25 protein-coding genes and 1 pseudogene are annotated in these 25018 nt (G+C 70.8%); 13 read left to right on the top strand and 13 right to left on the bottom strand.

The annotated features are described in order from the left end of the window. Positions 1-47 precede the first annotated feature (47 nt). Positions 48-566, top strand: coding sequence for a flavin reductase family protein (locus tag VO99_RS14955; protein WP_310733658.1), 519 nt, complete (start codon positions 48-50; stop codon positions 564-566). Between the two features lie 25 nt (positions 567-591). Here VO99_RS14955 and wrbA read toward each other — a convergent pair whose 3' ends face one another. Continuing rightward, the gene (gene wrbA / locus VO99_RS14950) at positions 592-1194 is read right to left on the bottom strand and encodes an NAD(P)H:quinone oxidoreductase (protein WP_046113690.1); all 603 of its coding nucleotides are present in this window, start codon (positions 1192-1194) and stop codon (positions 592-594) included. Between the two features lie 65 nt (positions 1195-1259). Further along, complete coding sequence (locus tag VO99_RS28855) at positions 1260-1994, bottom strand: response regulator transcription factor (protein WP_083440616.1); 735 nt, start codon at positions 1992-1994, stop codon at positions 1260-1262. 293 nt (positions 1995-2287) lie between these two features. Between VO99_RS28855 and VO99_RS14940 the strand changes: the two genes are divergently transcribed. Both VO99_RS14940 and VO99_RS14935 read left to right on the top strand, forming a co-directional pair. Beyond that, complete coding sequence (locus tag VO99_RS14940) at positions 2288-3184, top strand: AraC-like ligand-binding domain-containing protein (RefSeq protein ID WP_198156954.1); 897 nt, start codon at positions 2288-2290, stop codon at positions 3182-3184. Between the two features lie 30 nt (positions 3185-3214). Continuing rightward, positions 3215-3634, top strand: a complete 420-nt coding sequence (locus tag VO99_RS14935) for a BLUF domain-containing protein (RefSeq protein ID WP_198156953.1) — start codon at positions 3215-3217, stop codon at positions 3632-3634. A 15-nt stretch (positions 3635-3649) separates the two neighbouring features. Here the strand turns inward: VO99_RS14935 and VO99_RS14930 are convergent, their stop codons facing one another. The 4 genes from VO99_RS14930 to VO99_RS14915 form a co-directional block, all read right to left on the bottom strand. Continuing rightward, positions 3650-4525 (bottom strand): sensor histidine kinase, encoded by an 876-nt coding sequence (locus VO99_RS14930; protein ID WP_052736348.1) that lies wholly within the window; start codon positions 4523-4525, stop codon positions 3650-3652. Between the two features lie 126 nt (positions 4526-4651). After that, entirely contained in the window at positions 4652-5260 is a 609-nt protein-coding gene (locus tag VO99_RS14925; RefSeq protein ID WP_046113688.1) for a response regulator, read from the bottom strand. 56 nt (positions 5261-5316) lie between these two features. Continuing rightward, a complete protein-coding gene (locus tag VO99_RS14920) occupies positions 5317-6903 on the bottom strand; it encodes a methyl-accepting chemotaxis protein (RefSeq protein WP_157039577.1) in 1587 nt (528 codons plus the stop codon). Positions 6904-7054: 151 nt separating this feature from the next. Beyond that, the gene (locus VO99_RS14915; RefSeq protein WP_046113686.1) at positions 7055-7600 is read right to left on the bottom strand and encodes a carboxymuconolactone decarboxylase family protein; all 546 of its coding nucleotides are present in this window, start codon (positions 7598-7600) and stop codon (positions 7055-7057) included. A gap of 137 nt (positions 7601-7737) precedes the next feature. Between VO99_RS14915 and VO99_RS14910 the strand changes: the two genes are divergently transcribed. Beyond that, positions 7738-8607, top strand: a complete 870-nt coding sequence (locus tag VO99_RS14910) for a helix-turn-helix transcriptional regulator (protein ID WP_046113685.1) — start codon at positions 7738-7740, stop codon at positions 8605-8607. A gap of 76 nt (positions 8608-8683) precedes the next feature. Next, positions 8684-8929: a hypothetical protein gene (locus tag VO99_RS14905; RefSeq protein WP_046113684.1), complete on the top strand. Its 246-nt coding sequence runs from the start codon at positions 8684-8686 to the stop codon at positions 8927-8929. A gap of 26 nt (positions 8930-8955) precedes the next feature. On the opposite strand, the gene VO99_RS14900 is transcribed toward VO99_RS14905, so the two are convergent. Beyond that, entirely contained in the window at positions 8956-9699 is a 744-nt protein-coding gene (locus VO99_RS14900; protein WP_198156952.1) for a DUF6683 family protein, read from the bottom strand. A gap of 110 nt (positions 9700-9809) precedes the next feature. Here VO99_RS14900 and VO99_RS14895 point away from each other — a divergent pair, with 110 nt between their 5' ends. The 3 genes from VO99_RS14895 to VO99_RS14885 all read left to right on the top strand — a co-directional run bounded on the left by VO99_RS14895 (position 9810) and on the right by VO99_RS14885 (position 13044). Next, on the top strand, positions 9810-10337 hold the full coding sequence (locus tag VO99_RS14895) for a GAF domain-containing protein (protein WP_083440613.1): 528 nt from the start codon (positions 9810-9812) through the stop codon (positions 10335-10337). A gap of 50 nt (positions 10338-10387) precedes the next feature. Continuing rightward, positions 10388-11959 carry a cation:proton antiporter gene (locus VO99_RS14890; RefSeq protein WP_046113681.1) on the top strand — a complete coding sequence of 524 codons (1572 nt, stop codon included), beginning with the start codon at positions 10388-10390 and terminating at the stop codon, positions 11957-11959. An 80-nt stretch (positions 11960-12039) separates the two neighbouring features. Continuing rightward, entirely contained in the window at positions 12040-13044 is a 1005-nt protein-coding gene (locus tag VO99_RS14885; protein WP_046113680.1) for a helix-turn-helix transcriptional regulator, read from the top strand. Here the strand turns inward: VO99_RS14885 and VO99_RS14880 are convergent. The 3 genes and pseudogenes from VO99_RS14880 to VO99_RS31975 form a co-directional block, all read right to left on the bottom strand. Next, positions 13007-15046, bottom strand: coding sequence for a 3-hydroxybutyrate oligomer hydrolase family protein (locus tag VO99_RS14880; RefSeq protein ID WP_083440612.1), 2040 nt, complete (start codon positions 15044-15046; stop codon positions 13007-13009). The two genes, VO99_RS14885 and VO99_RS14880, sit on opposite strands and share 38 nt — an antisense overlap. Positions 15047-15172: 126 nt before the next feature. Then, positions 15173-16132 (bottom strand): LysR family transcriptional regulator, encoded by a 960-nt coding sequence (locus VO99_RS14875; protein WP_046113679.1) that lies wholly within the window; start codon positions 16130-16132, stop codon positions 15173-15175. Beyond that, positions 16116-16187 (bottom strand): annotated as a pseudogene (locus tag VO99_RS31975) (hypothetical protein); the annotation flags it as partial. The pseudogene VO99_RS31975 and the gene VO99_RS14875, both read right to left, overlap by 17 nt. Positions 16188-16233: 46 nt before the next feature. On the opposite strand from VO99_RS31975, the gene VO99_RS14870 reads away from it, so the two are divergent. From VO99_RS14870 to VO99_RS14850, 5 genes are all read left to right on the top strand, one after another. Beyond that, positions 16234-16935 carry a pirin family protein gene (locus VO99_RS14870; protein ID WP_046113678.1) on the top strand — a complete coding sequence of 234 codons (702 nt, stop codon included), beginning with the start codon at positions 16234-16236 and terminating at the stop codon, positions 16933-16935. A 71-nt stretch (positions 16936-17006) separates the two neighbouring features. Beyond that, positions 17007-17660 carry an isochorismatase family protein gene (locus VO99_RS14865; protein ID WP_046113677.1) on the top strand — a complete coding sequence of 218 codons (654 nt, stop codon included), beginning with the start codon at positions 17007-17009 and terminating at the stop codon, positions 17658-17660. Positions 17661-17702: 42 nt separating this feature from the next. Continuing rightward, positions 17703-19607 carry an amidohydrolase gene (locus VO99_RS14860; RefSeq protein WP_046113676.1) on the top strand — a complete coding sequence of 635 codons (1905 nt, stop codon included), beginning with the start codon at positions 17703-17705 and terminating at the stop codon, positions 19605-19607. Beyond that, positions 19607-20026, top strand: a complete 420-nt coding sequence (locus tag VO99_RS14855) for a DoxX family protein (protein WP_046113675.1) — start codon at positions 19607-19609, stop codon at positions 20024-20026. Before VO99_RS14860 ends, VO99_RS14855 begins: the two co-directional genes overlap by 1 nt. Next, positions 20016-21659, top strand: a complete 1644-nt coding sequence (locus VO99_RS14850) for an MFS transporter (RefSeq protein ID WP_046113674.1) — start codon at positions 20016-20018, stop codon at positions 21657-21659. Before VO99_RS14855 ends, VO99_RS14850 begins: the two co-directional genes overlap by 11 nt. Before the next feature lie 16 nt (positions 21660-21675). Here the strand turns inward: VO99_RS14850 and VO99_RS14845 are convergent, their stop codons facing one another. The 3 genes from VO99_RS14845 to VO99_RS14835 are packed head-to-tail and all read right to left on the bottom strand — an operon-like array spanning position 21676 to position 24910. Beyond that, positions 21676-22533 (bottom strand): alpha/beta fold hydrolase, encoded by an 858-nt coding sequence (locus tag VO99_RS14845; RefSeq protein WP_046113673.1) that lies wholly within the window; start codon positions 22531-22533, stop codon positions 21676-21678. Next, on the bottom strand, positions 22530-23615 hold the full coding sequence (locus tag VO99_RS14840; protein ID WP_046113672.1) for a TauD/TfdA family dioxygenase: 1086 nt from the start codon (positions 23613-23615) through the stop codon (positions 22530-22532). The genes VO99_RS14845 and VO99_RS14840 overlap by 4 nt, the downstream gene beginning before the upstream one ends. Before the next feature lie 26 nt (positions 23616-23641). Next, a complete protein-coding gene (locus VO99_RS14835; RefSeq protein ID WP_046113671.1) occupies positions 23642-24910 on the bottom strand; it encodes a CaiB/BaiF CoA transferase family protein in 1269 nt (422 codons plus the stop codon). Positions 24911-25018 lie beyond the last annotated feature (108 nt).

The following is a 25018-nucleotide window of genomic DNA, read 5'->3' as shown; positions in this document are numbered from 1 at the left end:
ACGCCATCATGAAACCCACGACAAAGACCGACTTCGACCTCGGTGAGGTGCGGCGCATTCTCGAACCGGGGCCGGTCGTCCTCGTCACCTCGCAGCACAAGGGTGAGCGCAACATCATGACGATGGGCTGGCACATGATGCTGGGCTTCACGCCGGCGCTCTTCGGGTGCTACATCTGGCCAGGCAACCACAGCCACGAGCTGATCCGCAAGAGCAAGCAATGCGTCATCAACGTGCCGACCCGTGCCTTGCTGGACCAGGTGGTGGGCATCGGCAACACCACCGGCAAGGACTTCGACAAGTTCGAGCACTTTGGCCTCACGGCAGAGGATGCCGAACACGTCGATGTGCCGCTCATCGGCGAGGCCTACGCCAACTTCGAGTGCAGGTTGCATGACGGCAGCAAGGTGGGAAGCTACAACCTCTTCATCTGGGAAATCGTGAGGGCGCGCGTTGCGGCCGAGCCGGCGCATCCGGAAACGCTGCACTACCTCGGCCGCGGCGAGTTCATGGTGGCCGGCAAGATCGTCAACTGCCGGCATCGCTTCAAGCCACAGAACCTGTGAGGCCGAAGCCGGCCTGCCGGGACGATCAGCCGAACAGCTTGACCGCGGTCTTGCCGACCAGCTCACCCTGGTGGCGGGCGCCGGCCAGGTCGATCTGCGTCGGCTGCCGCGAACCGTCGCCCGCCGCCACCGTCGAAGCCCCATAAGGAGAGCCGCCCACGATCTCGGTGACGCTCATCTGGCCTGCGTGGCTGTAGGGCAGACCCACGATGACCATGCCGAAGTGCAGCAGGTTGGTGATGACGGAGAACAGCGTCTGCTCCTGGCCGCCATGCTGGGTGGCGGTGGACGTGAAGGCAGCGCCGACCTTGCCGTTCAGCGCCCCGCGCGCCCACAGGCCGCCCGTCTGATCGAGGAATGCCGCCATCTGCGACGCCATGCGGCCATAGCGTGTCGGCGTGCCCACGATGATGGCGTCGTACTGCTCCAGCTCGGCCACCGTGGCCACCGGGGCGGCCTGGTCCAGCTTGAAATGTGCACCCTTGGCCACCTGCTCCGGCACGGTCTCCGGGACACGCTTGACGTCCACGACGGAAGCACCGCCAGCCAGCGCACCTTCGGCGACCGCCTGGGCCAGCTGTTCGACGTGACCGTAAGACGAATAGTAGAGAACTAGAACCTTGGCCATGCGGCACTCCTTGGATGGTGGCTGGTCAGCCACGTTGAAAAAGACGGATGGGATCGCGCGCCCGACTAAGCGGGCACGGACATGGAGCGGGCGAGCTGCAAGCCCAAGGTCGTGCTGCCTGCGGATCGGCTGGCTGCAGCCCGTCCGGCCGGGGCTTCTTCCAGGCAGCCGGCGGGAAGGTCCGCGCCGTGCCTCAGGATGCCACGCCTCCTGGCCACGGCCACGGCCTGGGTCCGGTTGTTGGCGCCGAGCTTGGAGAAGATGGAGCGTGCGTGGGTCTTCACGGTCCCGTCCGAGATCTGCAGCGTCCTGGCGATGGCCTTGTTCGTCATGCCGCATGACAGCAGCTCGAGCAAGGCCACCTCGCGGCAGGTGAGCCCGGGAGCACCAAGATGCTCTGCCATCACCGCGGCCACCGACGGCGTGATGTGCCGCAGCCCTGCGCCCACGCGCAGGACCGCCTGCTCGAGCTCGTCCGCCGTCATGGACAGAAGCAACAGACCGCGGGCGCCTCGGCGGATCAAGGCGCGCGCGGCTTCGTCACCGAAGTGCGGCGCGACCGCGATCACGGCGGCATGCCGGGGTCCTTCCGGGCCGTCGAGCAGCTCGAGCGCAAAGCCGTGGCTTGCGAGCAGCACATGCGCCGGCAGCAGGTCCGCCGCCACGGTCGGGCTGCCGATGCCGGCCGTGGCGACAAGCTGAAGGTTGCCGCTGCGGCCGACGAGGGCGGCCAGGCCTTGCTGTATGACGACGGACTCATGAAGCACACCTACGCTGAGTCGCCTTGCAGTGGTTGACATGTCCGACTCCTGGGAATGCGCATTGAACTGCCGGCCCTCGCACCAGCGCAGTGGGTGTATCGGAATGCTAGATGGCGACCGCGCAAGAACCTTGCTTCTGCGTGCCAGCGACTGGCCGCTGCGCGCCACCTGTGCAGGCCGGGACGCACGCTGGGTAAAGTCAGGGAAAACGCGGATAGCCGCATGCGATGGGCAGGGGGTCGGGGATGGAAGCGCAGAAGGAACAAGGCACCGAACCGGTCTTCAGGTGGTCGACGGACCAGCTGCCACCATCCCAGCGGCTGGACGCCTACGTGGGCAACATCTGTGAGCGGTTCATCCATGTCACCACGTCGTCCCGGGAGGTGGTGGACTTCCACTCCGAGCTGGCGGTGCGCCAGCTGGGGCCCCTGTCCGTCGCCTACATGGGCGGCTCAAGCCAGGACGCCTTCCGCACCGTGCGTGACATCGCACGCAGCACCGACCAGAGTTACCACCTCGTCATCGGCCACGGCCCATGGCGGCTGCGCCGGCCCAGCGAGGAACTGCTGCTGACCGCCGGCGACCTGGTGCTGATCGATTCGCGGTTCGAGCAGTCGGCCCACTGGCCCAGCGGCTGCACGGCGCACAACGTCAAGATCCCGTTCGAGTGGCTGGCAGCCTGGGTGCCCGAGCCGCGCAAGCTTGTGTGCCAGCGCATGGACGGCAGCGCCCCGTGGGGCCGATTGCTGGCCCAGTACGTGGCGCAGCTGGCGCCGCAGCTCGCGGACAAGCCGCTGCCGCTGTCCAACCAGATGCTGGCAGACCAGATCGGCGCCCTGCTGTCGCTGGCGGCCACCGAAGTCGCCCCGGCGGCTTCGGCGCCTGCGCGCACCTATCCCGAGCTCCAGGCACGCATCGTCGATGCGATCCGCGAGCGTTGCAGCGAGCCTGCCCTGGAGGCCCTGGACATCGCACGGCAGGTCGGCGTGTCCGTGCGGACGCTGCACCGTGTGCTGAGCGCCGGCGCCCTGACCTTCGGCCGCCTGCTCATCGACGCACGTGCCGACGTCGCCCGCCGCATGCTGGAGGCGCCGGGCTTCGACCGGCTCTCGCTGGAGGAGATCGGCCAGCGCGCCGGGTTTTCCGACGCCTCGCACTTTTCCCGCGTCTGCAGCGCCCGTTTCGGCCACACGCCCAGTGCACTGCGCAAGCTGCGCCCGGGCACCTGAGCGCTGCATTGGCCAATGCCGTCGCCTTCCATGCTGCAAGCCATCGTCTACACCAGCGTCAGCGTCCAACCGATGACGGACTTCATGCTGGAGACCCTCCTGCTGGAAGCTCGGCGCCTCAACCTGGAAAGCGGCGTGACCGGTGCACTGATCTACAGCGCGGGAACCTTCATGCAGTACTTCGAAGGCGAGCCCCTTGCCATGGCCGAGACCTATGCGCGCATCCGGGGCAGCCGTCAGCACACCCGGGTCACGGAGATGCTGAACGAGCCGATCGCCGCCCGGGCCTTCCCGGACTGGCAGATGGCGCTGGCGCAGCCCGCCCGCTCGGAACCGCTGGCCCTGGCCACCGCGGACTGGGTGCTGCGCAACAGCCTCAGCGTTGCGCATGCGCCGGTGGGCCTGGCGATGCTGCGCAGCTTCTGGAGACGCCGGCCACCGCCCGACTGAGCTGTCGCGGCCAGGTCATTCCGGCGCTTCGGCGTCGTCCGTTGGCGAGGTGAGCGCCGGCGACCCGTCGGCGTGGTGCGCGGCATCGTCCTCCATCCGGTAGCCGGCCGGCACGAGCGGCAGTTCCATCGACAAGATGCTGCCCCGCCCCGGCGCGCCGTGCACGCTCACCGAGCCGCCCTGCGCCTGCACCAGCCGCCGCGCCAGCGCCAGGCCCAGGCCGGTACCTTCGACCCGGTGGCCCGCGCTGTCCTCGGCAAACGCCTCGAACACGCCGGGCCATCGTTCGGGCGCGATGGCGGGCCCGCTGTCCTGCACCGCCAGCTGGAAGCGCTCGCCGCCCTGCAGCCGCACGCGGACCTCGACGTGGCCTGCAACGGGCGACGCCTGCAGCGCATGGTCCAACACACCGGCCAGCGCCTGCTTCAGCCGCGGTGCATCGAGCACCACCGGCGGCAGCCCGGGCGGCACGTCCACCAAGACCACTAGGCGCTTGCGTGCGATGCGGGTGTGCAGCACGTCCACCACGCCGGCAATCAGCGCCCGCAGGTCCACCCGCTCGGGCGCCAGCACGCAGGCGCCCGCCTCCACGCGCGACAGGTCGAGCACGTCGTTGATCAGATGCAGCAACTGCAGCCCGCGGTCGCGGATGTGACCCAGGTAATGGGTGCGCCGAGGCGAGTCCGCCGGCACCACGCCGGCCGCCAGCAGGTCGGCAAAGCCGATCACCGCGTTCAGCGGCGCGCGCAGCTCATGCGACAGCGTGGCCAGGAAGACGTTGCGCGCCTGGACCTCCTGCCGGATGCGCTGGTTCTCGACCTGCAGGGCCCTGGCCGTCTCGCGCGCCTGCGCCAGCGCGGCAGCGCGGGCGGCCGCCTGATGAACGGTCACTGGCCGTGGCGGCGCGCGCCGCAGCCTTGCTGCGATCTTCCGCCGGCGGCGCTTGCGGGGAGGAGCACTCTCACTGGCAGACATGCCGGCTCGCGGCAATCGAGGTGCCCGAAGTTGGTGCGCAGATCAGCGCTGCCGCAGCGCGGCGACGAACGCCTCTCGCTCGAACGGCTTGTGGATGAGCGTGACCTCCGTCGGCAACTGCCCATACTCCGCCAGTTCCTTCGGCGACTTGGCCGACACCGCGACCAGGAGGCGGGGCCGTGTGGCCGCATCGGCCAGCACGTTGCGGATCAGCTCGAAGCCGTCCATGTGCGGCATGTGCACGTCGGTGATGACGATGTCGGGCGCATGGCGGGCGATCATGACCAGGCCCTGGAAGCCGTTGCCGGCCACCTGCAGCTGCGCGCCGGGCAGCGCCACCTGCACCAGCATCGCGATCAGCTCCCGGTCCAGCGGATCGTCGTCCACGATCACCACCCGCAGCGGCCGGGGCGCGGCAGCGCGGGCCGGCATGCCGACCGCGGCATCCGCCGCCGCCGCCGAAGCGCCCATCGTCTGCTCATGCTGCTCGAACAGCAGCTCGGCGCTGCGGCCGTCGATGCGGCGGTGGCCGCCGGGTGTCTTCCAGGCCTTCAGCCGGCCCGAATCGACCCAGCGCTGCACCGTCTGCAACGAGACGCCCAGCCGCCTGGCGACGTCGACCGTCGAGTAGGAGCGCGCTGCTTCGTTCATGGCGGGATCTTAGGGGCCCCTGCTGCAGTGCAGCGTGGCTGCGCCCCGGCAGCGCTTCAGCCGGCAGCGTGCGCGGCTTCGCCGGGCTGCAGCGTGAACACGCCCACCGCCTCCACCAGGCGCGCCGCCTGCTGGCTCAGGCTGTCGGCCGCGGCCGCGCTTTCCTCCACCAGCGCGGCGTTCTGCTGCGTTACCTGGTCGAGCTGGCTGACCGCATCACCGATCTGGCCGATGCCTTGCGTCTGTTCCTGCGTGGCGCTGCCGATGTCGGCGATCAGGTCGCTCACACGGCGTACCTGCGACACGATGTCATCCATCGTGCGGCCGGCCTCGTCCACCTGCTGGCTGCCTGCCTCCACCTTCTCCACGCTCTCGGTGATCAGCGACTTGATCTCCTTGGCCGCGCCGGCCGAACGCTGGGCCAGCGTGCGCACCTCGGAAGCCACCACCGCGAAGCCGCGGCCCTGCTCGCCGGCCCGCGCGGCTTCCACCGCGGCATTCAAGGCCAGGATGTTGGTCTGGAAAGCGATGCCGTCGATCACGCTGATGATGTCCGCGATCTTGCGGCTGGAGGCGGTGATGCCCTCCATCGTGCGCACGACCGCGCTCACCGCCTCGCCACCCTGGCCTGCCGCCACGGTGGCCGCGGTGGCCAGTTGCGTGGCCTGCTGGGCGGTGTCGGCATTGGTCTTCACGGTGGCGGTCAACTGCTCCATCGAGGCCGCGGTCTGCTGCAGGTTGCTGGCCTGTTCCTCGGTGCGCTGGCTGAGGTCGGCATTGCCGGTGGCGATCTGCGAAGAGCCGGTCGCGATGCTGTCGCTGCTGGCGCGCACCTGGCTCACCACGCGGATCAGCGATTGCTGCATGTGGGCCATCGCCGTGACCACGCTGCCGTCGGTGGCACGCGAGGTGTCGATGCGGGTGGTGAGGTCGCCGGAAGCCACCGCATTCGCCACGCGGGCCACGTCCGCCGGCTCGCCGCCCAGTGCACGCGTGATGCCGCGGGTGATGAGCGCGCCCACCACCGCGCCGCACAGTGCGCTGGCCACCGTCAGCAGGCCCATCACCAGGCTGACCGTCTCGTACAGCTGCGTTGCGTCCTGCGCGGTGCGGGCGCCGTTCGCCTCCTTCAGCTTGGTCAGGGCGGTGAGCTGGTCGTCCACCTGCTTGTTGGCCTGCTTGGTGGCCAGGTCCAGCTTGGCCAGCTCGGCGTCGGGCGCCAGCAGCGCCTTGCCGGTGCTGGCCGCCATGAAGGCCTCGGCCGCCGGCACGTAGAGCTTGATCATGCCGTCCAGCCGGTCGAATTCCTGCTGGCCCTGGGCCGTGGTGAACAGCGGGCGCGCCTTCTCCAGCCACGCCTGCATGGTGTCCACCGACGCCTTGAAGGTGGCGCGGGCGCCGGCCCGTTCCGCATCGGTGGTGGCCAGCGAGAACTGGCCGCGCGCCCGCGCGGCATAGATCAGGTTGATGTTGGCTTCCTTCACGTGCGAGATGCCGAGCAGCTCCTGGTCGTACAGCGTGCCGTTGACGCCATTGAGCCGCTGCAGGCCATAGATGCCGAAGGCCGCCACCAGGGCACCCATGAGCACCAGGACCGTGAAGGCCAGCATCAGGCGGGCGCCGAGACGAAGATTCTTGAACACGAGTACTTCTCCATTGGGGCCGCAGGGCACGGCCGCTGGCAGGACTTCGGCATCCAAAACATCCAACTGAAGACAAATAATCGATTTGGGTGTTTTGGAAGCCGGGCGCGATGTCGCGCCAGGCAGGTAGCGATCGGGTGACGCTCCTGAATCAGGCGGAGCGGCGCAGCTTGACGGCCGGGAAATCGACCGGTACGGCGAAGGCGACGTTCACGTAGTTGGTGAACAGGTTGAGCGCGACGTGGGCCAGGATCTCGACGATCTCCTCGTCGCTGAAGCCCTGCGCCCGCACGGCCTGCACGTCGGCATCCGCGACCTGGCCGCGGTCGTTGACGAGCTTGAGCGCAAAGCGCAGCGCGGCCTGCGTCCGCGCATCGGCGGACTTGCCGGCCTGCGCCTGCTGCATCTCCTCCGCGCTGGCGCCGGCCTTGCGCCCGAGGGCGGTGTGGGCGGCCAGGCAGTACTCGCAGGCATTGCGGTCGGCCACGGCCACGGCGATCTGCTCGCCGAGCTTGGCCGGCAGCACGCCGCCGCCCAGGGCACCGAAGGCCGACCACATGCTCTGGAGCGCGGCCGGTGAATTGGCCACCGCACGGAACATGTTGGGCGTGGCGCCGAAGGTGCCGTGGATGGCGTCGAGCAAGGCCTTGCGGTCGGCGGTGGTGGCCTGGCGGTCGACGAGGGGAATGCGGTTCATGACGGTTCCTTGAAGTTCAGGTGGCTGGGCGCGGCGCCGATGTGGTGCTGCGCTGGACCACAGTGTCTTGCCCGCACCTGTATGATTCGATGCATTCCGTCCAGTAAAGCATCCATTCCGTCCAGTCTGCGCACGCCATGGCATCCACATCAACGCAGCCGGTGGACCGGTTGTCCGGCCTGCTGGAACGCTTCCGGGTGCATGCGCACCTGTTCCACGCGGGCCCCCTGTGCGGCGTGACCCACTTCGACGCCCAGGAGGGGCGTGGCTTCCTGCATGTGCTGCGCCGGGGCGAGATGGTGGTGACGCACCGGCCGCGCAGCGGCGCGCCCCGCCGCATCCAGGTCACGGAGCCGACCCTGCTGCTCTACCCGCGCCCGCTGGAGCACCAGTTCCACAACGCGCCCACGGAAGGCTCCGATTTCGTCTGCGCCACCGTGGATTTCGAAGGCGGTGTGCGGCATCCGGTGGTGGCGGCCCTGCCGCCGGTGGTCGTGCTGCCCCTGCATGCCGTGGACGGGTTGGAACAGACGCTGGCCCTGCTGTTCGCCGAGACCGAGCAGGTGCGCTGCGGTCACCGGCTGCTGGCCGATCGCCTGTTCGAGGTGCTGCTGCTGCAGTTGCTGCGATGGCTGCTGGATCATCCGGCCGAAGCCGGCATCACCGAGGGCACGCTCCACGGCCTGGGCCATCCCAAGCTGGCCCGCGCGCTGACGGCCCTGCACGACAAGCCCGGCGCGGACTGGGCGCTGGAGTCCATGGCGCAGGCGGCAGGCATGTCGCGCAGCGCCTTCGCCGCGGCGTTCAAGCAGCAGGTCGGCATCACGCCGGCCGACTACCTGCTCCGGTGGCGGGTGTCGCTGGCGCAATCGATGCTGCTGGCGGGAAGCTCGATCAAGCGGGCCAGCGACGAGCTGGGCTATGCCAGCCCGGCATCGTTCTCCCGCGCCTTCATGCAGGCGGTGGGTGTGTCGCCCCGGGCATGGCTGCAGGGCCGGCAGGCTTGAGCGGCGGCGGGCCAGCTCTCTCGGGGCGGGGCCGAAATGCCCTAACCTGTCCTTCCCGGCGCCGACGCGCAGCGGGATGGATCAGCAGGAGCCCGACATGTCGAAACTGGACAAGGACGCCGACCTTCAGGAGCCGGCGGCCCAGACCCCGGAGGAAGGCGCCGCGCCGAAGGGCGCCGCACGCCCCAAGGCCGAGACGCGTGCCTGGGCCACCGTCAACAAGCTTGCCGGCGGCAACAAGAAGTTCGATGCGCGGCGCAAGGTGCCTTCCGGCCCGCTCGGCGGCTCAGGCCGCAAGACCAACCTGTCGCGCTCCTCCTGAGCCGGGCCGGCCGCCGGCCTGGCCCGTCAACGGGAGGGCACGAAGCCTGCCTCGGTCAGCCGCATCGCCGCCAGGTCCAGGCCCATGCGGCCGGCGCCTTGGTGCACCGCCCGGGCCAGTGCACGAAGCTGGCTGGCGGACCCCTGGTGGTGGTCGACCGCGGCGTCGATGAACATCACCTGGACCAGCAGCGCCTCGGCGAACTCCTGCTTGGCCGCGTCGCTCGCCCCCGCGATGCCCGGCGTGGCCATCAATGCCCGCGCCGCCTGCTGGCGCACGGCGCTGGCCGTGGCGCGGCTGGGTGTCGGATTGATGCCCTGGGTAGCATTCCAGGCGGAGATCCACCACAGCGCATAGGTGTCGGCCAGGTCATCGATGCGCAGCCCGATGGGCCGGATCATCGGCGCCACCTTCTCGATGACGTCCCCGGACGCGAACAGCCGTTCCAGCCCGCTGGCGTTCTCCGGGTCCACGCGCCGGGTCTTCTCCACGAAGGCCGCCAGGTTCTGCTGCCGCCGTGCCTTGGACGGTGCGAAGCGCAAGGCGGCAGACGCTTGCTCGCCCGCGCCGGAAGGGCCGGCCGCCCCGCCCTGCGCGGCCACCGGCGCGCGTTGTTGCATCTGTTCACGCAGCACCAGGCCCAGCGTGTCGGTGCCGGTGATGGAGGGCGTGATGGTGCTCCAGCCCATGTTCTGGGCCGCGGCCGGCAGCGCCAGGGTGGCGGCCAGCCACAGCGCTGCCCAGGCATGGTGTCGGCGAGAGGACTTCAACAACATCTCCTGACGGGGTACACGTGCCAAGCCGCCAAGTGTGCCCCGCTTCCAGGGGTTGTCCGCGCCGAAGCGGCCCGCTACAAGGGTCCACCACTGCTCAGGCATCCATGCCGAAGACGATGACAAAACAGGTGGAACAGACGGAACGCCAGCAGGCGCTGGCGCGGTACGCCATCCTCGACACCGACCGCGAGGATGTGTTCGATCAGGTGGTCCGCATCGCCGCACGCGAACTGGATGCGCCGATGGCGCTGGTGAGCTTCGTCGACGACAAGCGCCAGTGGTTCAAGGCCGAGTACGGCTTCGGCACGCGCGAGACCGGGCTGGACAAGAGCATCTGCGTCAAGGCCATCGAGCACGAGGGCGTGTTCGTGGTGCCCAATGCCGAGCACGACCCTCGCGTCTGCGGCAATCCGCTGGTGATCGGCGAGCCGGGCATCCGCTTCTATGCGGGCGCGCCGCTGATGTCGCGCTGCGGCGTGGCGGTCGGCATGATCTGCGTGCTCGACACCCAGGTGCGGCCCGGCATCACGCCGGCCCAGCAGGCGTGCCTCGAACGGCTGGCCCAGGCAGTGGTCACCCTGCTGGAAAGCCGGTGCCCGCCGGCCGCCGCCGCGGCCGAAGTCATCGGCTGAGGCCGCCGCAGCAGCGCCCTGAGTGCCGACAACGCACCGATACTGGCTCGATGCACGAGATCGAGCAGATCCTGGTCCTCTTCCTCGCAGCGGTGGTGCTGGCAGCGGCCGCGCGGCGCGCCGGGGCGCCGTACCCGGTGTTCCTGGCCATCGGCGGCGCGCTGCTGGCCTTCGTGCCCGGTGCGCCCAGCCTGCACCTGCCGCCCGAGCTGGTGCTGGCGCTGTTCGTCGCGCCCATCCTGGTGGACGCCGGCTACGACGCCTCGCTGCGCGACCTGCGCGACAACTGGGCGCCGCTGGTGGGCCTGGTGCTGGTGGCGGTGGTGCTGACCACGGCGGCGGTGGCGGTGGTGGCGCACACGCTGATGCCCACGCTGCCCTGGGCGGCCGCCGTCGCGCTGGGGGCCATCGTGGCGCCACCCGACGCCGTGGCGGCCACCGCGGTGCTCAGACCGCTGCGGCCGCCGCACCGCATCCTGGCCATCCTGGAAGGCGAGAGCCTGCTCAACGATGCCAGTGCGCTGCTGATCTACCGGCTGGCCGTCGGCGCGGTGGCCGCCGGCGGCTTCTCGATCCAGGCGGTGGCGCCTACCTTCCTGCTGGCGGTGGTGGGCAGCCTGATCGCCGGGCCGGCACTGGGCTGGCTGGCCCAGCAGGTGCTGGTGCGGGTGCGGCACATCCCCACGGCCATCATCCTGCAGTTCGTCTGGACCGTGGGCGTGTGGCAGCTGGCCGAGCATGCGGGCCTGTCGGGCGTGCTCACCACCGTGTGCTTCGCGATGACGATGGCGCAGCTCGCGCCGGCCACTATTCCCGCGCGCATCCGCATCCCGACCAATGCGGTCTGGGCCACGGTGGTGTTCGCGCTCAACATCTTCGCCTTCATCTTCATCGGCCTGCAGATGCGGCCGATCTGGATGGACATGGCCCGCGCCCCGCTGCAGCAGTACCTCACGGTGGCCGCCGCGGTGCTGGCGACGGTGATCGGCGTGCGCATCGCCTGGCACATGACCTTCAATGCGGCGGTGCGCTGGCACAACCGGCGCCGGGGCTTCAGCCCGCCGCGGCCGATGCTGCGCCCGACGGTGGGCAGCGGGCTCGTCATCTCCTGGGCCGGCATGCGCGGCGTGGTCACGCTGGCGGCGGCGCTGGCGCTGCCAGCCGACTTTCCGTCGCGCGACCTCATCGTGCTGACCGCGTTCCTGGTTGTCTTCGGCACCCTGATGATCCAGGGCTTCACGCTCAAGCCGCTGCTGCGCGCACTGAAGCTGCGCGACACCGACCCGGTGGCCGTCGAGGAAGCCCGCGGCCGCGAGCGCATGCTGCAGGCGGCCTTCGCCACGCTGCCCGCGGCCCCGTCGCCGGCCATCGAGCTGGTGCGCAAGAACCTGAAGATGCAGCTCGGCCGGCCGCTGCATGACGGCAGCAGCCCGTTCACCGCCTTCGGCGTCGACTATGACCGCCACTACTTCGCCGCCGTGGCCGCCGCCCGCCAGACGTTGCTGGCCATGCGCAAGTTCGGCGACATCGGCGACGACGCCTTCCACGCGCTGGAGAACGACCTGGACTGGATGGAGGTATCGGATCCGCTGCGGGCGGCCAATGCCGACGCCACCGGCTAGCAATCGCTCCCTGGCAAGCCCTCTTGCCTGCGGCCGCCGGGCCGCCTTCAATCGCCGGGGTGACAACACCGGTCGTGACCATGCGCTCCTTTGCTGGCGAGCTGGCGGATCTGCACCGCCTGGCCGCCACCACCGCCGCCCAGGACTTTCCGGCAGAGCTGATCGGGCACCTGCGCCGCTGGATCGGCTTCGACGGCGCGGTGCTGGGCACCGGCATGCCGGCGGACGACACGCTGCGCATCGCCACCGCCACGGTGCACGGGCGCGACGAGGCCATCCTGCAGGAGTACGCGGCCGTCTCCCACGAAGACCCGGTGACGGCCGCCTTCCTGGGCCGCCCGGGTCGTCCCATCGCCGTGGATGCGGGCACGACCTACGCCGGCCCGCAGCACGGCGTGATGGCGCGCTTTGCGCGGCGCCATGACCTGCGCCACCTGCTGCTGTGCGGCGATGCACCGCAAGGCGACGCGCCGATGCGGTGGATCGTGCTGTACCGCGGCACGCGCGAGGGTTTCGACCGGCAGGCCATGGCCCGCATCGGCGCCGCCTGGGCGCATGTGAGCTGCGCGCTCGACCTCCAGCGGGCGCGCTGGAACCGGCGCCCCGCGCTGCCGGAACCGGTGCGCGCACTGGCGCTGGTGGATGCGGGCGGCAGCTACCACGTCGCCGATCCGCTGTTCCACGAGCTGATGGCCCGCGAATGGCCGCAGGCCGGCCACCTGCACCTGCCTGCGGTGGCCAAGGCGGCCATGGCGGGCGGCATGCCGTTTCACGGCCAGGCGATCACGCTGTCGTCTCGACGGCTCGGCGTGCAATGGCTGTGCGAGGCGCAGGCGCGCCGCAGCGGCGCAGCGCTGTCGCCGCGGGAGCAGGCCGTGGCGGGCCTGTTCGCCAGCGGGCGCACGCACAAGGAAGTGGCCAAGGCGCTGCACACCTCGCCGCATACCGTGCGTGCGCAGCTCGCCCAGGTCTATCGCAAGCTGGGCATCCAGGACAAGACGGCGCTGGTGCGCTGCCTGGCCGCACAGGGCGAGGACGCCAGCTTGTCTAGTCAGGTACCGCGATCGTCCCCGGCCCCACGCTGATGGTGTCGGCGGCCGCCGGCGTGGCCGCGATGGGCGGCAGCTGGGCGTCCGACAGGGTGGCGGCGGCCGAGGCGCGAGCCGTCGCCCGCACCACCTGCGAGGGCGGCAGCGCAGCGCCGGTGGTGAGCCGGCTGTGCATCAGCTCCAGCGACCGCCGGCCATACACCAGCAGCGGCACCATCACGCGGGGATAGAAGGTGACCAGCGCATCGAAATGGTTGGCATCGGTCACCTCGTAGTAGCGCAGGTCGGACGCCGCATCGGCGCGGCGGTTCAGCGCCGCATAGGGGCGTGCCGCATGGTTCACCGGCAGCAGCGTGTCGGCACGGCCCTGCACGATGATGGCCGGCTTGCCGCGCAGGTTGCCGGTGACCCGCACCTCCGCCAGGCCGGTGCGCACGCGGGCCGCCACCGCCTGCTCGGCCGCGGAGATCGGCGTGCGGCCCACGGCCGCGCCGGTCATCAGCCGGCGCAGGCACAGCGCGCCGTCGACGTTGTAGTCGGCGCGGCCGGTGCTGGCGCTGACCGACACCGTGTCCTTGGCCGGGCCGCCCACCGCCTGGTCGTTGACGATGGTGATCGGGCCGGCCGGCAGCCCCGAGCCGGTGCCCCAGAAGGACTTCAGGGCCGCTTCGGCCGGTGTGCCGGGCGTGGTGGCGCCCACGCCGCCCACGCTGTAGCCGCACAGCGGCTCCGTGACCGCGGCCCGCGCATAGGCGCTGGCATAGGACATCGCCACCAGGTTGGTGAACTCGAAGCCGTAGTGGCTGTCGTGCAGCCGGTCGGATTCCGGCTCCCAGCCGTAAGCCCGCAGCCGCGCCAGCGCATCGGTGGCCTGCGCATCCAGCGTGGCGCCGACCACCAGCCCATGCTGCGCCAGCGCCGCACAGCGGGCCGTCGCCAGCGGCGCGGCGACGAAGGCGGTGCCGTCGCGGATGGCCGGCGCCTGCGTGGCGCAGGGCTGGTAGAGGTTGGCGAAGGTGAAGTAGTCGAACAGCGGCCGGCCCGCCACCGGCACCACCACGTCGCCGCGGCGGACGGTCAGGCCGGCGTCGTCCGGCAGGTTCACCTGCGGCTCGGACACCGCCACGCCGCCGATCAGGCCTTCGGTGTCCTGCTCGGCCGCACGCAGCGCGGCGCCACCGCCGTTGGAGATGCTGGAGGCGATGACCAGCGTGTTCTTCGGCGTGAAGCCGGCCTGCGGGAAGCGCTGGTTGAGCACGTAGAGCGCCACCTTGATCGACTGCAGCGTGTAGGCGCCCCAGTCCTTCTCGGGGTTCTGCCGCGAGTGCAGCTGCTTGACCGCAAACCGGTTCGGGAAAGCGGCGCGGTAGGCGGCGAGGTCGTCGCCGAGCAGGTTGGCGTTGAACACCAGGTCCTGGCGCTGGCCGGCGGCCACCAGGCTGCCATCCGTCGCGTAGGCACGGTCGCGGTCCAGGTCGTGCACGCCCACGCCGGTGCCCTTGTCGGTGTAGGCCACCGCGCAGCCCTTGCCGAGCGCCCATTCGCCCACCGTCGGCACCTCGGCATAGATGCCGCGCGAGCCGCTCGAGGTGGCGGTGACGATGCACGGCCGGGCCGGATCGAAGTGGCTGGGCACCTGCACCGCCATGGTCACGTTCTGGCGGCCGCTGCCGTCGTCGGACACCGCGATGTACTCGCTGCCCTGGTTGGCCCGCGGGTCCAGTACGCCGAAGTACACGCCGAAGCCGCCGCCGGCGCTGAGGTCGTCGAGGCCGGCGTACGAGGCCTGGATCTGCAGCGTGCGCAGCGTGGCTGCGGTGGGCTCGCCGGCCGGGGCGGCATAGGCCAGCAGCGCCGGCAGGTCGGCCGCATTGCCGGTGACCAGGCCCGCGGTGCGGCCGTCGAAGTCGATGCGCTGCGGCTCGGCGGCGAGGAAGGCCGGCCGCTGCGCGTAGGCGTTGGACGGCGCATCGTCGCTGCCGCCGCAAGCCGGCAGCAGCACCACCGGCACCAGGCCGGCGAGCAATGTCTTTCTCAAGGGAACCTCCGTGGCACCGGGGCCGGGCGGCCCTGCTGCTGCACAGGCTAGGTGCCGTGCCCGCGCGGCGCCATAGCGCAAATGCACTAGGCGGCCGGTTGCCGCCACCCGCGGACCGGCCCGGCTTCAGCGCCGCGCGGCGGAGGCGGCGGCCGCAGCCGGCATCGGGCTGGGATCGACCGCCCAGGGCGCCCGCGCGAAGTGCGCGGCCAGGTAGTCGATCAGCACCTGCACCCGCGCCGGCCGGCCGCGGCCGGGCGGGGTGACGATGTGCAGCGCGATGGGCGGCACCTGCCACTCCGGCATCGCCTCCTCCAGCAAGCCCGAGCGCAGGTCTTCCCAGGCCAGGAACTCCGGCTGCAGCGCCAGGCCCAGGCCGGCCCGCAGCGCGGGCGCCAGCGCCTCCGCGTTGTTGACGCGCAGCGCCGTGGGCACCACCTGCGAGAACTCGCCGCGCCGGGCATGCCGGAAGCGCCAGGCCTCGCCCAGGCGCGTGTGCACGTAGCGCAGCGCGCGGTGCGTGGCCAGCTCGCGCGGATGACCGGGCCTTCCGTGCTGCTCGAAGTAGGCGGGCGCGCCCACCAGCAGGATGCGCACCGCGCACAGCCGCCGCGCCAGCAGGCTGGAATCCGGCAGCGCCGAGATGCGCAGGGCCACGTCGAAGCCCTGCGCCACCACGTCGATGAGCTCGTCGCTGAAGTGCAGGTCCAGCATCACCTCCGGGTGCTGCGCCATGAAGGCCGGCAGCGCCGGCCCCAGGTGGCTGATGCCGAAGGACATCGGCGCGGCGATGCGGATGGTGCCGCGCAGGTGCTCGGACTGCTCGGTCACCTCCGCCTCCACCGCCTCGCCCTCGGCCAGGATGCGCGAGGCGCGATCGAGCGACGCCTCGCCGCTGGCGGTGAGCGACATGCGCCGCGAGGTGCGGTGGAACAGCGTGGTCTTCAGCCGCGCCTCCAGCCGCGTGATGGCCTTGGAGACGGTGGGCTGCGAGATCGCCAGGTCGGCCGCCGCCTTGGCGAAGGAGCCCGTCTCCGCCACCTTGGCAAAGATGGCCCAGGCTTCCAGGTCAGGCAGCTTGCTCATGCAACTTTCGGAATCGATGGTTTTCCATCTTTTCTATTCTCTTATTGATCACCGACTCCTAAAGTCTCTCCATCGCAACACGAACCGCCCGGAGAAACACCATGATCGACCGCAGACCCTTCGATGCCCTCGGCGGCGCCAACCATGGCTGGCTCGATGCCAAGCACCATTTCTCGTTCGCCGACTACCACGACCCCGCCCGCATGGGCTGGGGCGCGCTGCGGGTGTGGAACGACGACACCATCGCCCCGGGCACCGGCTTCCCGCCGCATGCCCACGCCAACATGGAGATCATCACCTACGTCCGCGAAGGCGCCATCACGCACCAGGACAACCTGGGCAACAAGGGCCGCACCGAGGCAGGCGACGTGCAGGTGATGAGCGCCGGCACCGGCATCCGCCACGCCGAATACAACATGGAGCCGGGCGTGACCAAGATCTTCCAGATCTGGATCCTGCCCGACGGCCGGGGCGAGCCGCCGTCCTGGGGCGCCAAGCCCTTCCCGAAGGGCGAGCGCTCGGGCAGCTTCGTGGCGCTGGCCAGCGGCCTGCCGGGCGACGCCGACGCGCTGCCGATCCGCACCAACGCCCGGGTGCTGGGCGCCACGCTGAAGGCCGGCGAGAGCACCGAGTACCGCCTGGGCAAGGACCGCCGCGGCTACCTGGTGCCCGCCAGCGGCGAGGTGGAGGTGGACGGCGTGACGCTGAAGGCCCGCGACGGCGCGGCCATCAGCGACGTCGACACCATCCGCGTCACCGCGCTGGCCGATGCCGAGCTGGTGCTGGTCGATTCCGCACCCTGATCCCGCCGGGCCCGGCCGGGCCCGGTCCCTGCATTCCCGTTCCCGCCACCACTGACCCAAGGAGTACCCCGATGAGCCTCACCGCCACCCCCACCCCCGGCGCCAAGCTGCTGACCCCGCACGACCACACGCTGGTGATGATCGACTTCCAGTCGCAGATGGCCTTCGCCACGCATTCGATCGACCCGGTTCAGCTGCGCTCCAACGCCGGCCTGGTGGCCAGCGCCGCCGCGGGCTTCGGCGCCTCCACCATCCTCACCACGGTGGCCGAGAAGAGCTTCTCCGGCCCGATGTTCGAGGAGGTCACCGCGCCCTTCCCCGGCCAGCCGCTGCTGGACCGCACCTCGATGAACACCTGGGAGGACGCCGCCGTCATCGCCCGCATCAACGAGATCGGCAAGTCGCGCATCGTGCTGGCGGGCCTGTGGACCAGCGTGTGCATCGTGGGCCCGGCGCTGTCGGCGCTGGACCAGGGCTTCGAGGTCTACGTGATCGCCGATGCCTGCGGCGACATCTCCACCGAAGCGCACAACCGTGCGATGGACCGCATGGTCCAGGCCGGTGCGCAGCCGATCACCGCGCTGCAGTACCTGCTGGAGATGCAGCGCGACTGGGCCCGCACCGACACCTACGACATGACCACCGGCATTGCGAAGAAGTTCGGCGGCGGCTACGGCATCGGCATCACCTACGCCAAGACGATGTTCGGCGCACACGAAGGCTGAGCCCGACGACCCCGACCACCACCGCACCCAGGAGACGCCGCGATGGCCGACAGCAAGCACCCCGACCTCATCCTCCACCGCGGCCTCTTCACGACGCTGGACCGCGCCAAGCCCACGGCCAGCGCCGTCGCCATCCAGGACGGCCTGTTCGTGCGCGTGGGCAGCGACGCCGAGGTGATGGCCCTGGCCGGCCCGAACACCCGGGTGATCGACCTGCGCGGCAGGCGGGTGCTGCCCGGGCTGATCGACAACCACCTGCACATCATCCGCGGCGGGCTCAACTACAACCTGGAGCTGCGCTGGGACGGCGTGAAGAGCCTGGCCGACGCGATGCGCATGCTGCGGCAGCAGGTGGCCGTCACGCCGGCGCCGCAGTGGGTGCGGGTGGTGGGCGGCTTCACCGAGCACCAGTTCGAGGAGAAGCGCCTGCCCACCCTCGACGAGCTGAATGCGGTGGCGCCCGACACGCCCGTCTTCATCCTGCACCTGTACGACCGCGCGCTGCTCAACGGCGCCGCGCTGCGCGCCGTGGGCTACGACCGCGACACGCCGGCCCCGCCCGGCGGCGAGATCATGCGCGACGGCGCCGGCAACCCCACCGGGCTGCTGCTGGCCAAGCCCAATGCGTCCATCCTCTACGCCACACTGGCCAAGGGCCCGAAGCTGCCGCCGGCGTACCAGCTGAACTCCACGCGCCACTTCATGCGCGAGCTGAACCGCCTGGGCGTCACCGGCGCCATCGACGCGGGCGGCGGCTTCCAGAACTATCCCGAGGACTATCAGGTGATCCAGCAGCTGGCCGATGCCGGGCAGCTCACCATCCGCCTGGCCTACAACCTGTTCACCCAGAAGCCGAAGCAGGAAAAGGAAGACTTCCTGAACTGGACGGCCACCTCGCGCTACAAGCAGGGCACCGACTACTTCCGCCACAACGGCGCGGGCGAGATGCTGGTGTTCTCGGCCGCCGACTTCGAGGACTTCCGCCAGCCGCGGCCCGACATGGCGCCCGGGATGGAAGGCGACCTGGAAGAGGTGGTGCGCATCCTGGCGCAGAACCGCTGGCCCTGGCGCATGCATGCCACCTACGACGAGACCATCAGCCGCGCGCTGGACGTGTTCGAGCGCGTGGACCAGGACGTGCCGCTGCAGGGCCTGAACTGGTTCTTCGACCACTGCGAGACCATTTCCGAACGGTCGATCGACCGCATCGCCGCGCTGGGCGGCGGCGTGGCGGTGCAGCACCGCATGGCCTACCAGGGCGAGTACTTCGTCGAGCGCTACGGCCCCGGTGCGGCCGAGGCCACGCCGCCGGTGAAAAGGATGCTGGAGATGGGCGCCAAGGTGTCCGCCGGCACCGATGCCACCCGCGTGGCCTCGTACAACCCGTGGGTGTCGCTGTCGTGGCTCATCACCGGCAGGACGGTGGGCGGGATGCAGCTCTATCCGCAGCGCAACTGCCTGGACCGCGAGACCGCGCTGCGCATGTGGACCGAGCACGTGACCTGGTTCAGCAACGAGGTGGGCAAGAAGGGCCGCATCGAGGTGGGCCAGTTCGCCGACCTGATGGTGCCCGACCGCGACTTCTTTGCCTGCGCCGAATCGGAGATCGCCGACACCAGCGCGCTGCTGACCGTGGTCGGCGGCAAGGTGGTGTACGGCGCGGGCGAGTTCGCCGCCCACGACGACAGCGCGCCGCCGCCGGCGATGCCCGACTGGTCGCCGGTGCGGCGCTTCGGCGGCTATGGCCACTGGGGCGAGCAGGACGGCGCACCGCTGCAGGCGGGCCTGCAGCGGTCGGTGCTGCGCCATGCCGCGGCGGCCTGCGCCTGCGTCAACGACTGCAAGCTGCACGGCCACGCGCACGCCACCGCCTGGAGCAGCCGGCTGCCCATCGCGGACCTCAAGGGCTTCTGGGGCGCGCTCGGCTGCGCCTGCTGGGCGGTGTGATGGGCCCGGCGCTGGAAGCCTTGCGCCACGGCTTCGTGTCGCCGGCAGTGCACTGGCTGGCACTGCTGCTGCTGTGCGGCGCCTACCTGCAGGGCGCCGTGCACAAGCTGCGCCACTTCGAAGGGGCCATCGCCGAGATGCGCCACTTCGGGCTGGCACCGGCGGCGCCATGGGCGGTGGCCACCATCGGGCTGGAAATCGGCGCCTCGGCACTGGTGCTCACCGGCTGGCACCGCTGGCTGGGCGCGCTGCTGCTCGGCGGCTTCACGGTGGTGGCCAGCTTCCTGGCCGACCGCTTCTGGGTGGCCACGGCGGCGCAGCGCCTGCCGATGGCCAACGCATTCTTCGAACACTGGGGCCTGGCGGGCGGGTTCATGCTCGTCGCCTGGCTCGACCTGGGAGGCCATCTTGGCGTCTGAGCACGAACATCATCACGCGGCAGCGCCCGCGCCTGCACCGACGGCAGCGCCCGGCGGCAGCTTCGCGCCGCTGCGCCAGCCGGTCTTCGCCGTGCTGTGGACGGCCACCGTGCTGGGCAACATCGGCAGCTTCATGCGCGACGTGGCCAGTTCCTGGATGGTCACCGAGCTGTCGGCCAGCCCGGCCGCCGTGGCGCTGATCCAGACCGCGGCGACGCTGCCCATCTTCCTGCTGGCCATTCCGGCCGGCGTGCTGTCGGACATCCTCGACCGCCGCCGCTTCCTGATCGGCGTGCAGGTCCTGCTGGCGCTGGTCAGCGGCTGCCTGCTGCTGCTGGCGCGGACGGACACGCTCACCGTGGAGTACCTGGTCGCGCTCACCTTCGTCGGCGGCATCGGCGCGGCGCTGATGGGCCCGACCTGGCAATCGATCGTGCCCGAGCTGGTGCCGCGCAGCGACCTGAAGAACGCCGTCGCGCTCAACTCCCTGGGCATCAACGTGGCGCGGGCACTGGGCCCGGCGGCCGGCGGCCTGCTGCTGGCCAGCTTCGGTGCCGCGGCGGCCTATGGCGCCGACGTGCTGAGCTACCTGGTCGTCATCGCCGCGCTGCTGTGGTGGAAGCGCCCGGCGCCGGTGGACAGCGGGCTGTCGGAGCAGTTCCTCGGCGCCTTCCGGGCCGGCCTGCGCTATGCGCGCGCCAGCCGCGAGCTGCATGTGGTGCTGCTGCGCGCCGCCGTGTTCTTCCTGTTCGCCAGCTCGGTGTGGGCGCTGCTGCCCCTGGTGGCCCGCAAGATGCTGGGCGGCACCGCGGGCTTCTACGGCGTGATGCTGGGCGCGGTGGGCGCGGGCGCCATCGTGGGTGCGCTGCTGCTGCCCCGGCTGCGCCAGCGCCTGGATGCCGACGGCCTGGTGCTGGCGGCCTCGCTGCTGAGCGCGGGCGTGATGGCGGCGCTGTCCTTCGCGCCGCCGCAGGCGGTGGCCATCGGGCTGATGCTGCTGCTGGGCATGGGCTGGATCACCGCCCTCACCACCTTGAACGGCGTGGCCCAGTCGGTGCTGCCTAACTGGGTGCGCGGCCGCGGGCTGGCCATCTACCTGATGGTGTTCAACGGCGCGATGGCCGGCGGCAGCCTGGCCTGGGGCCTGGTGGCGCAGGAAGCCGGCCTGGCGACCACGCTGCTGGGCGCCGGTGCGGCGCTGGTCGTCATCGCGCTGGTGTTCCATCGCGTGAAGCTGCCCACCGGCGAAGCCGACCTGCAGGCCTCCAACCACTGGCCCGAGCCGATGCTGGCCGAGCCGGTGGCCCACGACCGCGGGCCGGTGGTGGTGCAGGTCGAATACCGCATCCGCAAGCACGACCTGCCCGCCTTCCTGCAGGCGATGAAGCAGGTGGCGCAGGAGCGGCGGCGCGACGGCGCCTATGCCTGGGGCGTGGCCGAGCACACCGGCGAGCCGGAGCGGGTGATCGAATGGTTCATGGTGGAGTCCTGGGCCGAGCACCTGCGCCAGCACCAGCGGGTGTCCAAGGCCGATGCCGACATGCAGGCCCAGGCGCTGCGCTTCCACATCGGGCCGGAGAAGCCCGCGGTGCATCACTTCCTGGCGCTCGACCTGAAGGACGGCCGGGCCTGAGGCGGCGCCGCCCGTCTCAGGGCGCCAGGGCCTGCGCCAGCGCGGCGTTGAAGGCCTCGGCGCATTCGTACTGCACCCAGTGCCCGGCGCCGGGAATGAACACCAGCGAGCCGGCCCGCGGCGCCTGCGCCAGCGCATGGCCGATGACCGCGGTGCGGCCGCGGTAGAGCACGTCGTGCTCGCCCCAGATGCCGTTCACCGGGCAAGCCACCGCCGGCAGGGTGCGCAGCAGCAGGTCGCCGCGCATCAGGCGGCGGCGGCGCAGGCGGTCGCGCTCGATGTTGGCCGCATGCAGCCGAACCGCCGTGTCGTCGATGGCGGCGGCGTCGTGCAGCATCAGCGTGGCCAGGTTGTGGCGGTGCACCGCATCGCGCCGGGGGCCGGGCGGCTGGGCATCCCAGGCCCGCAGCGGCAGCGGCGCCATCGGCTGCGGGCTCAATGCGGGCGCGCCCACCAGCACCAGCCGCTGCAGCCCCGGCAGGCCGGCGGCGGCCATCAGCCCGGCCACCAGGCCGCCGAACGAGAAGCCCACCAGCCACAGCGGCTCGCCCGGCAGCAGGCGCTGCAGGCCTTCGGCCAGCCAGTGCGGCAGCACGTCGGCATCGTGGCCGTCGGGCGGCGCGGCGGAATCGCCGAAGCCGGGCATGTCCGGCGCCACCACGCGCCAGCCGGCCGCACGCAGCGCACCGATGTTGCGCAGCCAGTGGGTCCAGCTGCCCGCGCCGCCATGCAGCAGCACCACCACCGGCCCGGCGTCGCCCCACAGGTGCCACACCACGTGGCCCTCGCCGCAGGGCGTGTGCGCCACGCGGGCCGCGGCCTCGAGCGCATGCAGCGCCTGCAGCCCATGCACGGGCGGGGGCGTCGGTGTCACTCCACCATGCCCTTCTCGACGTTCGGATCGAGCAGGTCGCGGTCGTGGTGCGAGGGCAGCTCCATCAGGCGGCGGCGGCCGCGGCTCCACAGCGCCATGTCCTCGTCGGTATGGAACACCTGCTCGGCCGGCATCTTCGGCCACGCGTCGATGCGCAGCCACATGCGCAGCAGGTGCCGGCGCTTGGGCAGCTCCTTGTGGTCCTCGTAGTCGGTGCGGCCGTGGACCATGATGCGGTTGTTCAGGAACTGGATGTCGCCGTCCTTGAAGCCCATGTCGAGGTAATGCTCGGGCGAGGCCGAGGCCTTGCGCACCACGTACAGCGCTTCCGATTCCTCGGGTGTGAACGGGCGCTGGCCGCTCTTTTCGGCCAGGCGTGCATAACCGGTGGGCAGGTAGCAGGTCACCTCGCCATTGTCGCCGTGGAAGAAGGGCACCTTGCGTTCGCTGTAGGTGCGCGTGGCGCGGCGGCCGTCCTCGTCGGTGCGCTTGAGGTACAGGCCCTCGGCCAGCACCTTCAGCAGGTCGGGCCGGTGCTCCAGCATCCAGTTGTGCACCGTCAGCGCGCTGGAGATGCGGCTCTCGCCGCCCGAGATGGCGGTGCGCAGGCACATCAGGCCGATGATGTCGCACGAGTCGGTGTGCATGAGCTGGCCGCCGCCCTTGCGGTAGCCGCGGGACTTGGGCTCCAGGTCGCTCACGTCCACCACGTGGCCGATCAGGTCGCCGAGGTACGACTGGGTCATCGGCCGGCCCACGTAGCAGCTCAGGCCGAAGTACACCCGCGCCATGTCGTCGTCGGAGTAGCGCTCGCGCGGCAGGCCGCGCAGCATCAGGAAGCCGCAGCCGTTGCGCAGCCGCTCGGGCAGCGAGCGCATCAGCGTGGCCACCTTGTCCAGCGGGAAGTTCTCGGGCGTGATGTCGGGGAAGTCCACGTCGCCGAGGGACAGCAGGTGTGCCAGCGCGGCGTCGATCTCCTGCACTTCCTCGGGGCTCAGCACATGCAGGCCCTGCTGCGTCCAGTCGATCTCCGGGCCCTTCCAGGCGCCGGGGGCGACGATGGGATGTCCGATGCGGTTCATGTCAGTCCTCAGGTTGCGCGGCCGCTTCAGGCCGTGGGGGATGTCGCCTGCGCCGCGGGCTGCGGCCGGGCCGGCTTCTCGACGATGGCGCCGGCATTCAGCAGCCGCTCGTACTCGGCCGTGCCCAGCAGCGGCAGCAGCAGCTCGCGGTTGTGCTCGCCGATGTGCGGCGCCGGGCGACGGAAGCCGCCGGGCGTGGCGCTCATGCGCGGCGTCACGTTGTGCATGGGCACGAAGCCCAGGTCCGCGTCCTCCACGTCGACCAGGCTTTCGCGCTCGATCACGAAGCGGTCCTGCGCCAGCTGGGCGGCATCGAAGATCGGGCCGATGGTCACCTGCGCCTGCTCGAAGAAGGCCAGGTTCTCCTGCAGCGTCCTGCCGCGGATGAAGCCGCCGACGATGGCGTCGATCTCCTCCACGTGCGCCAGCCGGCCGCGGGCGGTGGCGGTGCGCGGGTCCTGCGTGATGTCGGGCCGGCCGATGGCCTGGAACAGGCGCGCGGCCATGGTCTCGGTGGAGGTGGACAGGCACACCCACTGGCCGTCTCGGGTGGGGTAGGCGTTGCGTGGCGCCGTGGTGCTGGAGCGGCTGCCGGTGCGCGGCTTCACCTGCCCGGTGAAGCGGTGGTTGGCTGCCTGCGGGCCGAGGATGGACAGCATCGGCTCGAACAGCGAGAGGTCGATCACCTGGCCCTGGCCGCCATTGGCCCGCACCTCCCACAGCGCCATCATCGTGGCGCTGGCGCCGTACAGGCCGGTGGTCATGTCGCCGAGGAACATCGGCGGCAGCACCGGCTCGCGGTCGGCGAAGCCGTTCATCGCCGCGAAGCCCGAATAGCCTTCCACCAGGGTGCCGAAGCCGGGGCGCTCGCGGTAGGGCCCGGTCTGGCCCCAGCCCGACAGCCGCGTGATCACCAGCCTGGGGTTGAGCGCCAGCAGCACGTCCGGCGCCAGGCCCATCTGCTCCAGCACGCCGGGGCGGAAGCTCTCCACCAGCACGTCGGCGGTGGCGGCCAGCGCGTTCACCAGCGCGATGCCCTCGGGACGGCGCAGGTCCAGCCCCACGCTCTGCTTGTTGCGGCCGTAGGTCTTCCACCAGGTGTCGAAGCCTTCGGCGCGGAAGTTGCGCAGCGTGTCGCCGGCGGGCGGCTCGATCTTGACCACCTGCGCGCCGAAGTCGGCCAGCTGCAGCGTCATCATGTTGCCGGCCACCAGGCGCGACAGGTCGATCACCCGCAGGCCGTGCAGCGGGCCGCGCCGGGCGGGATCGAAACATTGCTTGTGCAGGCCGGTCATCGGTGGTTTCTTCTGAAATAGACAACGTGTCTATTTCAGAAGTCTAACGACGGTGGCCGGCTTGTCAACGGCCGGCCGTGAAGGCGCAATGGGCTTAGCATCACGGCC

The organism is Aquincola tertiaricarbonis (assembly GCF_000969605.1).
Lineage (GTDB): Bacteria > Pseudomonadota > Gammaproteobacteria > Burkholderiales > Burkholderiaceae_C > Aquincola > Aquincola tertiaricarbonis.
Note: the sequence above shows the minus strand (reverse complement) of the source record. Positions and strands in the feature narration are given on the sequence as shown.

Bases quoted from the DNA above. Each gene is read 5' to 3' on its own strand.
- VO99_RS14885 (WP_046113680.1), top strand. From the start codon at position 12,040: ATGCGCTCCTTTGCTGGCGAGCTGGCGGATCTGCACCGCCTGGCCGCC.
- VO99_RS14895 (WP_083440613.1), top strand. From the start codon at position 9,810: ATGCCGAAGACGATGACAAAACAGGTGGAACAGACGGAACGCCAGCAG.
- VO99_RS14910 (WP_046113685.1), top strand. From the start codon at position 7,738: ATGGCATCCACATCAACGCAGCCGGTGGACCGGTTGTCCGGCCTGCTG.
- VO99_RS14875 (WP_046113679.1), bottom strand. From the start codon at position 16,132: ATGAGCAAGCTGCCTGACCTGGAAGCCTGGGCCATCTTTGCCAAGGTG.
- VO99_RS14835 (WP_046113671.1), bottom strand. From the start codon at position 24,910: ATGACCGGCCTGCACAAGCAATGTTTCGATCCCGCCCGGCGCGGCCCG.
- VO99_RS14935 (WP_198156953.1), top strand. From the start codon at position 3,215: ATGCTGCAAGCCATCGTCTACACCAGCGTCAGCGTCCAACCGATGACG.
- VO99_RS14870 (WP_046113678.1), top strand. From the start codon at position 16,234: ATGATCGACCGCAGACCCTTCGATGCCCTCGGCGGCGCCAACCATGGC.
- VO99_RS14840 (WP_046113672.1), bottom strand. From the start codon at position 23,615: ATGAACCGCATCGGACATCCCATCGTCGCCCCCGGCGCCTGGAAGGGC.
- VO99_RS14855 (WP_046113675.1), top strand. From the start codon at position 19,607: ATGGGCCCGGCGCTGGAAGCCTTGCGCCACGGCTTCGTGTCGCCGGCA.
- VO99_RS28855 (WP_083440616.1), bottom strand. From the start codon at position 1,994: ATGTCAACCACTGCAAGGCGACTCAGCGTAGGTGTGCTTCATGAGTCC.
- VO99_RS14905 (WP_046113684.1), top strand. From the start codon at position 8,684: ATGGATCAGCAGGAGCCCGACATGTCGAAACTGGACAAGGACGCCGAC.
- wrbA (WP_046113690.1), bottom strand. From the start codon at position 1,194: ATGGCCAAGGTTCTAGTTCTCTACTATTCGTCTTACGGTCACGTCGAA.
- VO99_RS14925 (WP_046113688.1), bottom strand. From the start codon at position 5,260: ATGAACGAAGCAGCGCGCTCCTACTCGACGGTCGACGTCGCCAGGCGG.
- VO99_RS14915 (WP_046113686.1), bottom strand. From the start codon at position 7,600: ATGAACCGCATTCCCCTCGTCGACCGCCAGGCCACCACCGCCGACCGC.
- VO99_RS14860 (WP_046113676.1), top strand. From the start codon at position 17,703: ATGGCCGACAGCAAGCACCCCGACCTCATCCTCCACCGCGGCCTCTTC.
- VO99_RS14890 (WP_046113681.1), top strand. From the start codon at position 10,388: ATGCACGAGATCGAGCAGATCCTGGTCCTCTTCCTCGCAGCGGTGGTG.
- VO99_RS14865 (WP_046113677.1), top strand. From the start codon at position 17,007: ATGAGCCTCACCGCCACCCCCACCCCCGGCGCCAAGCTGCTGACCCCG.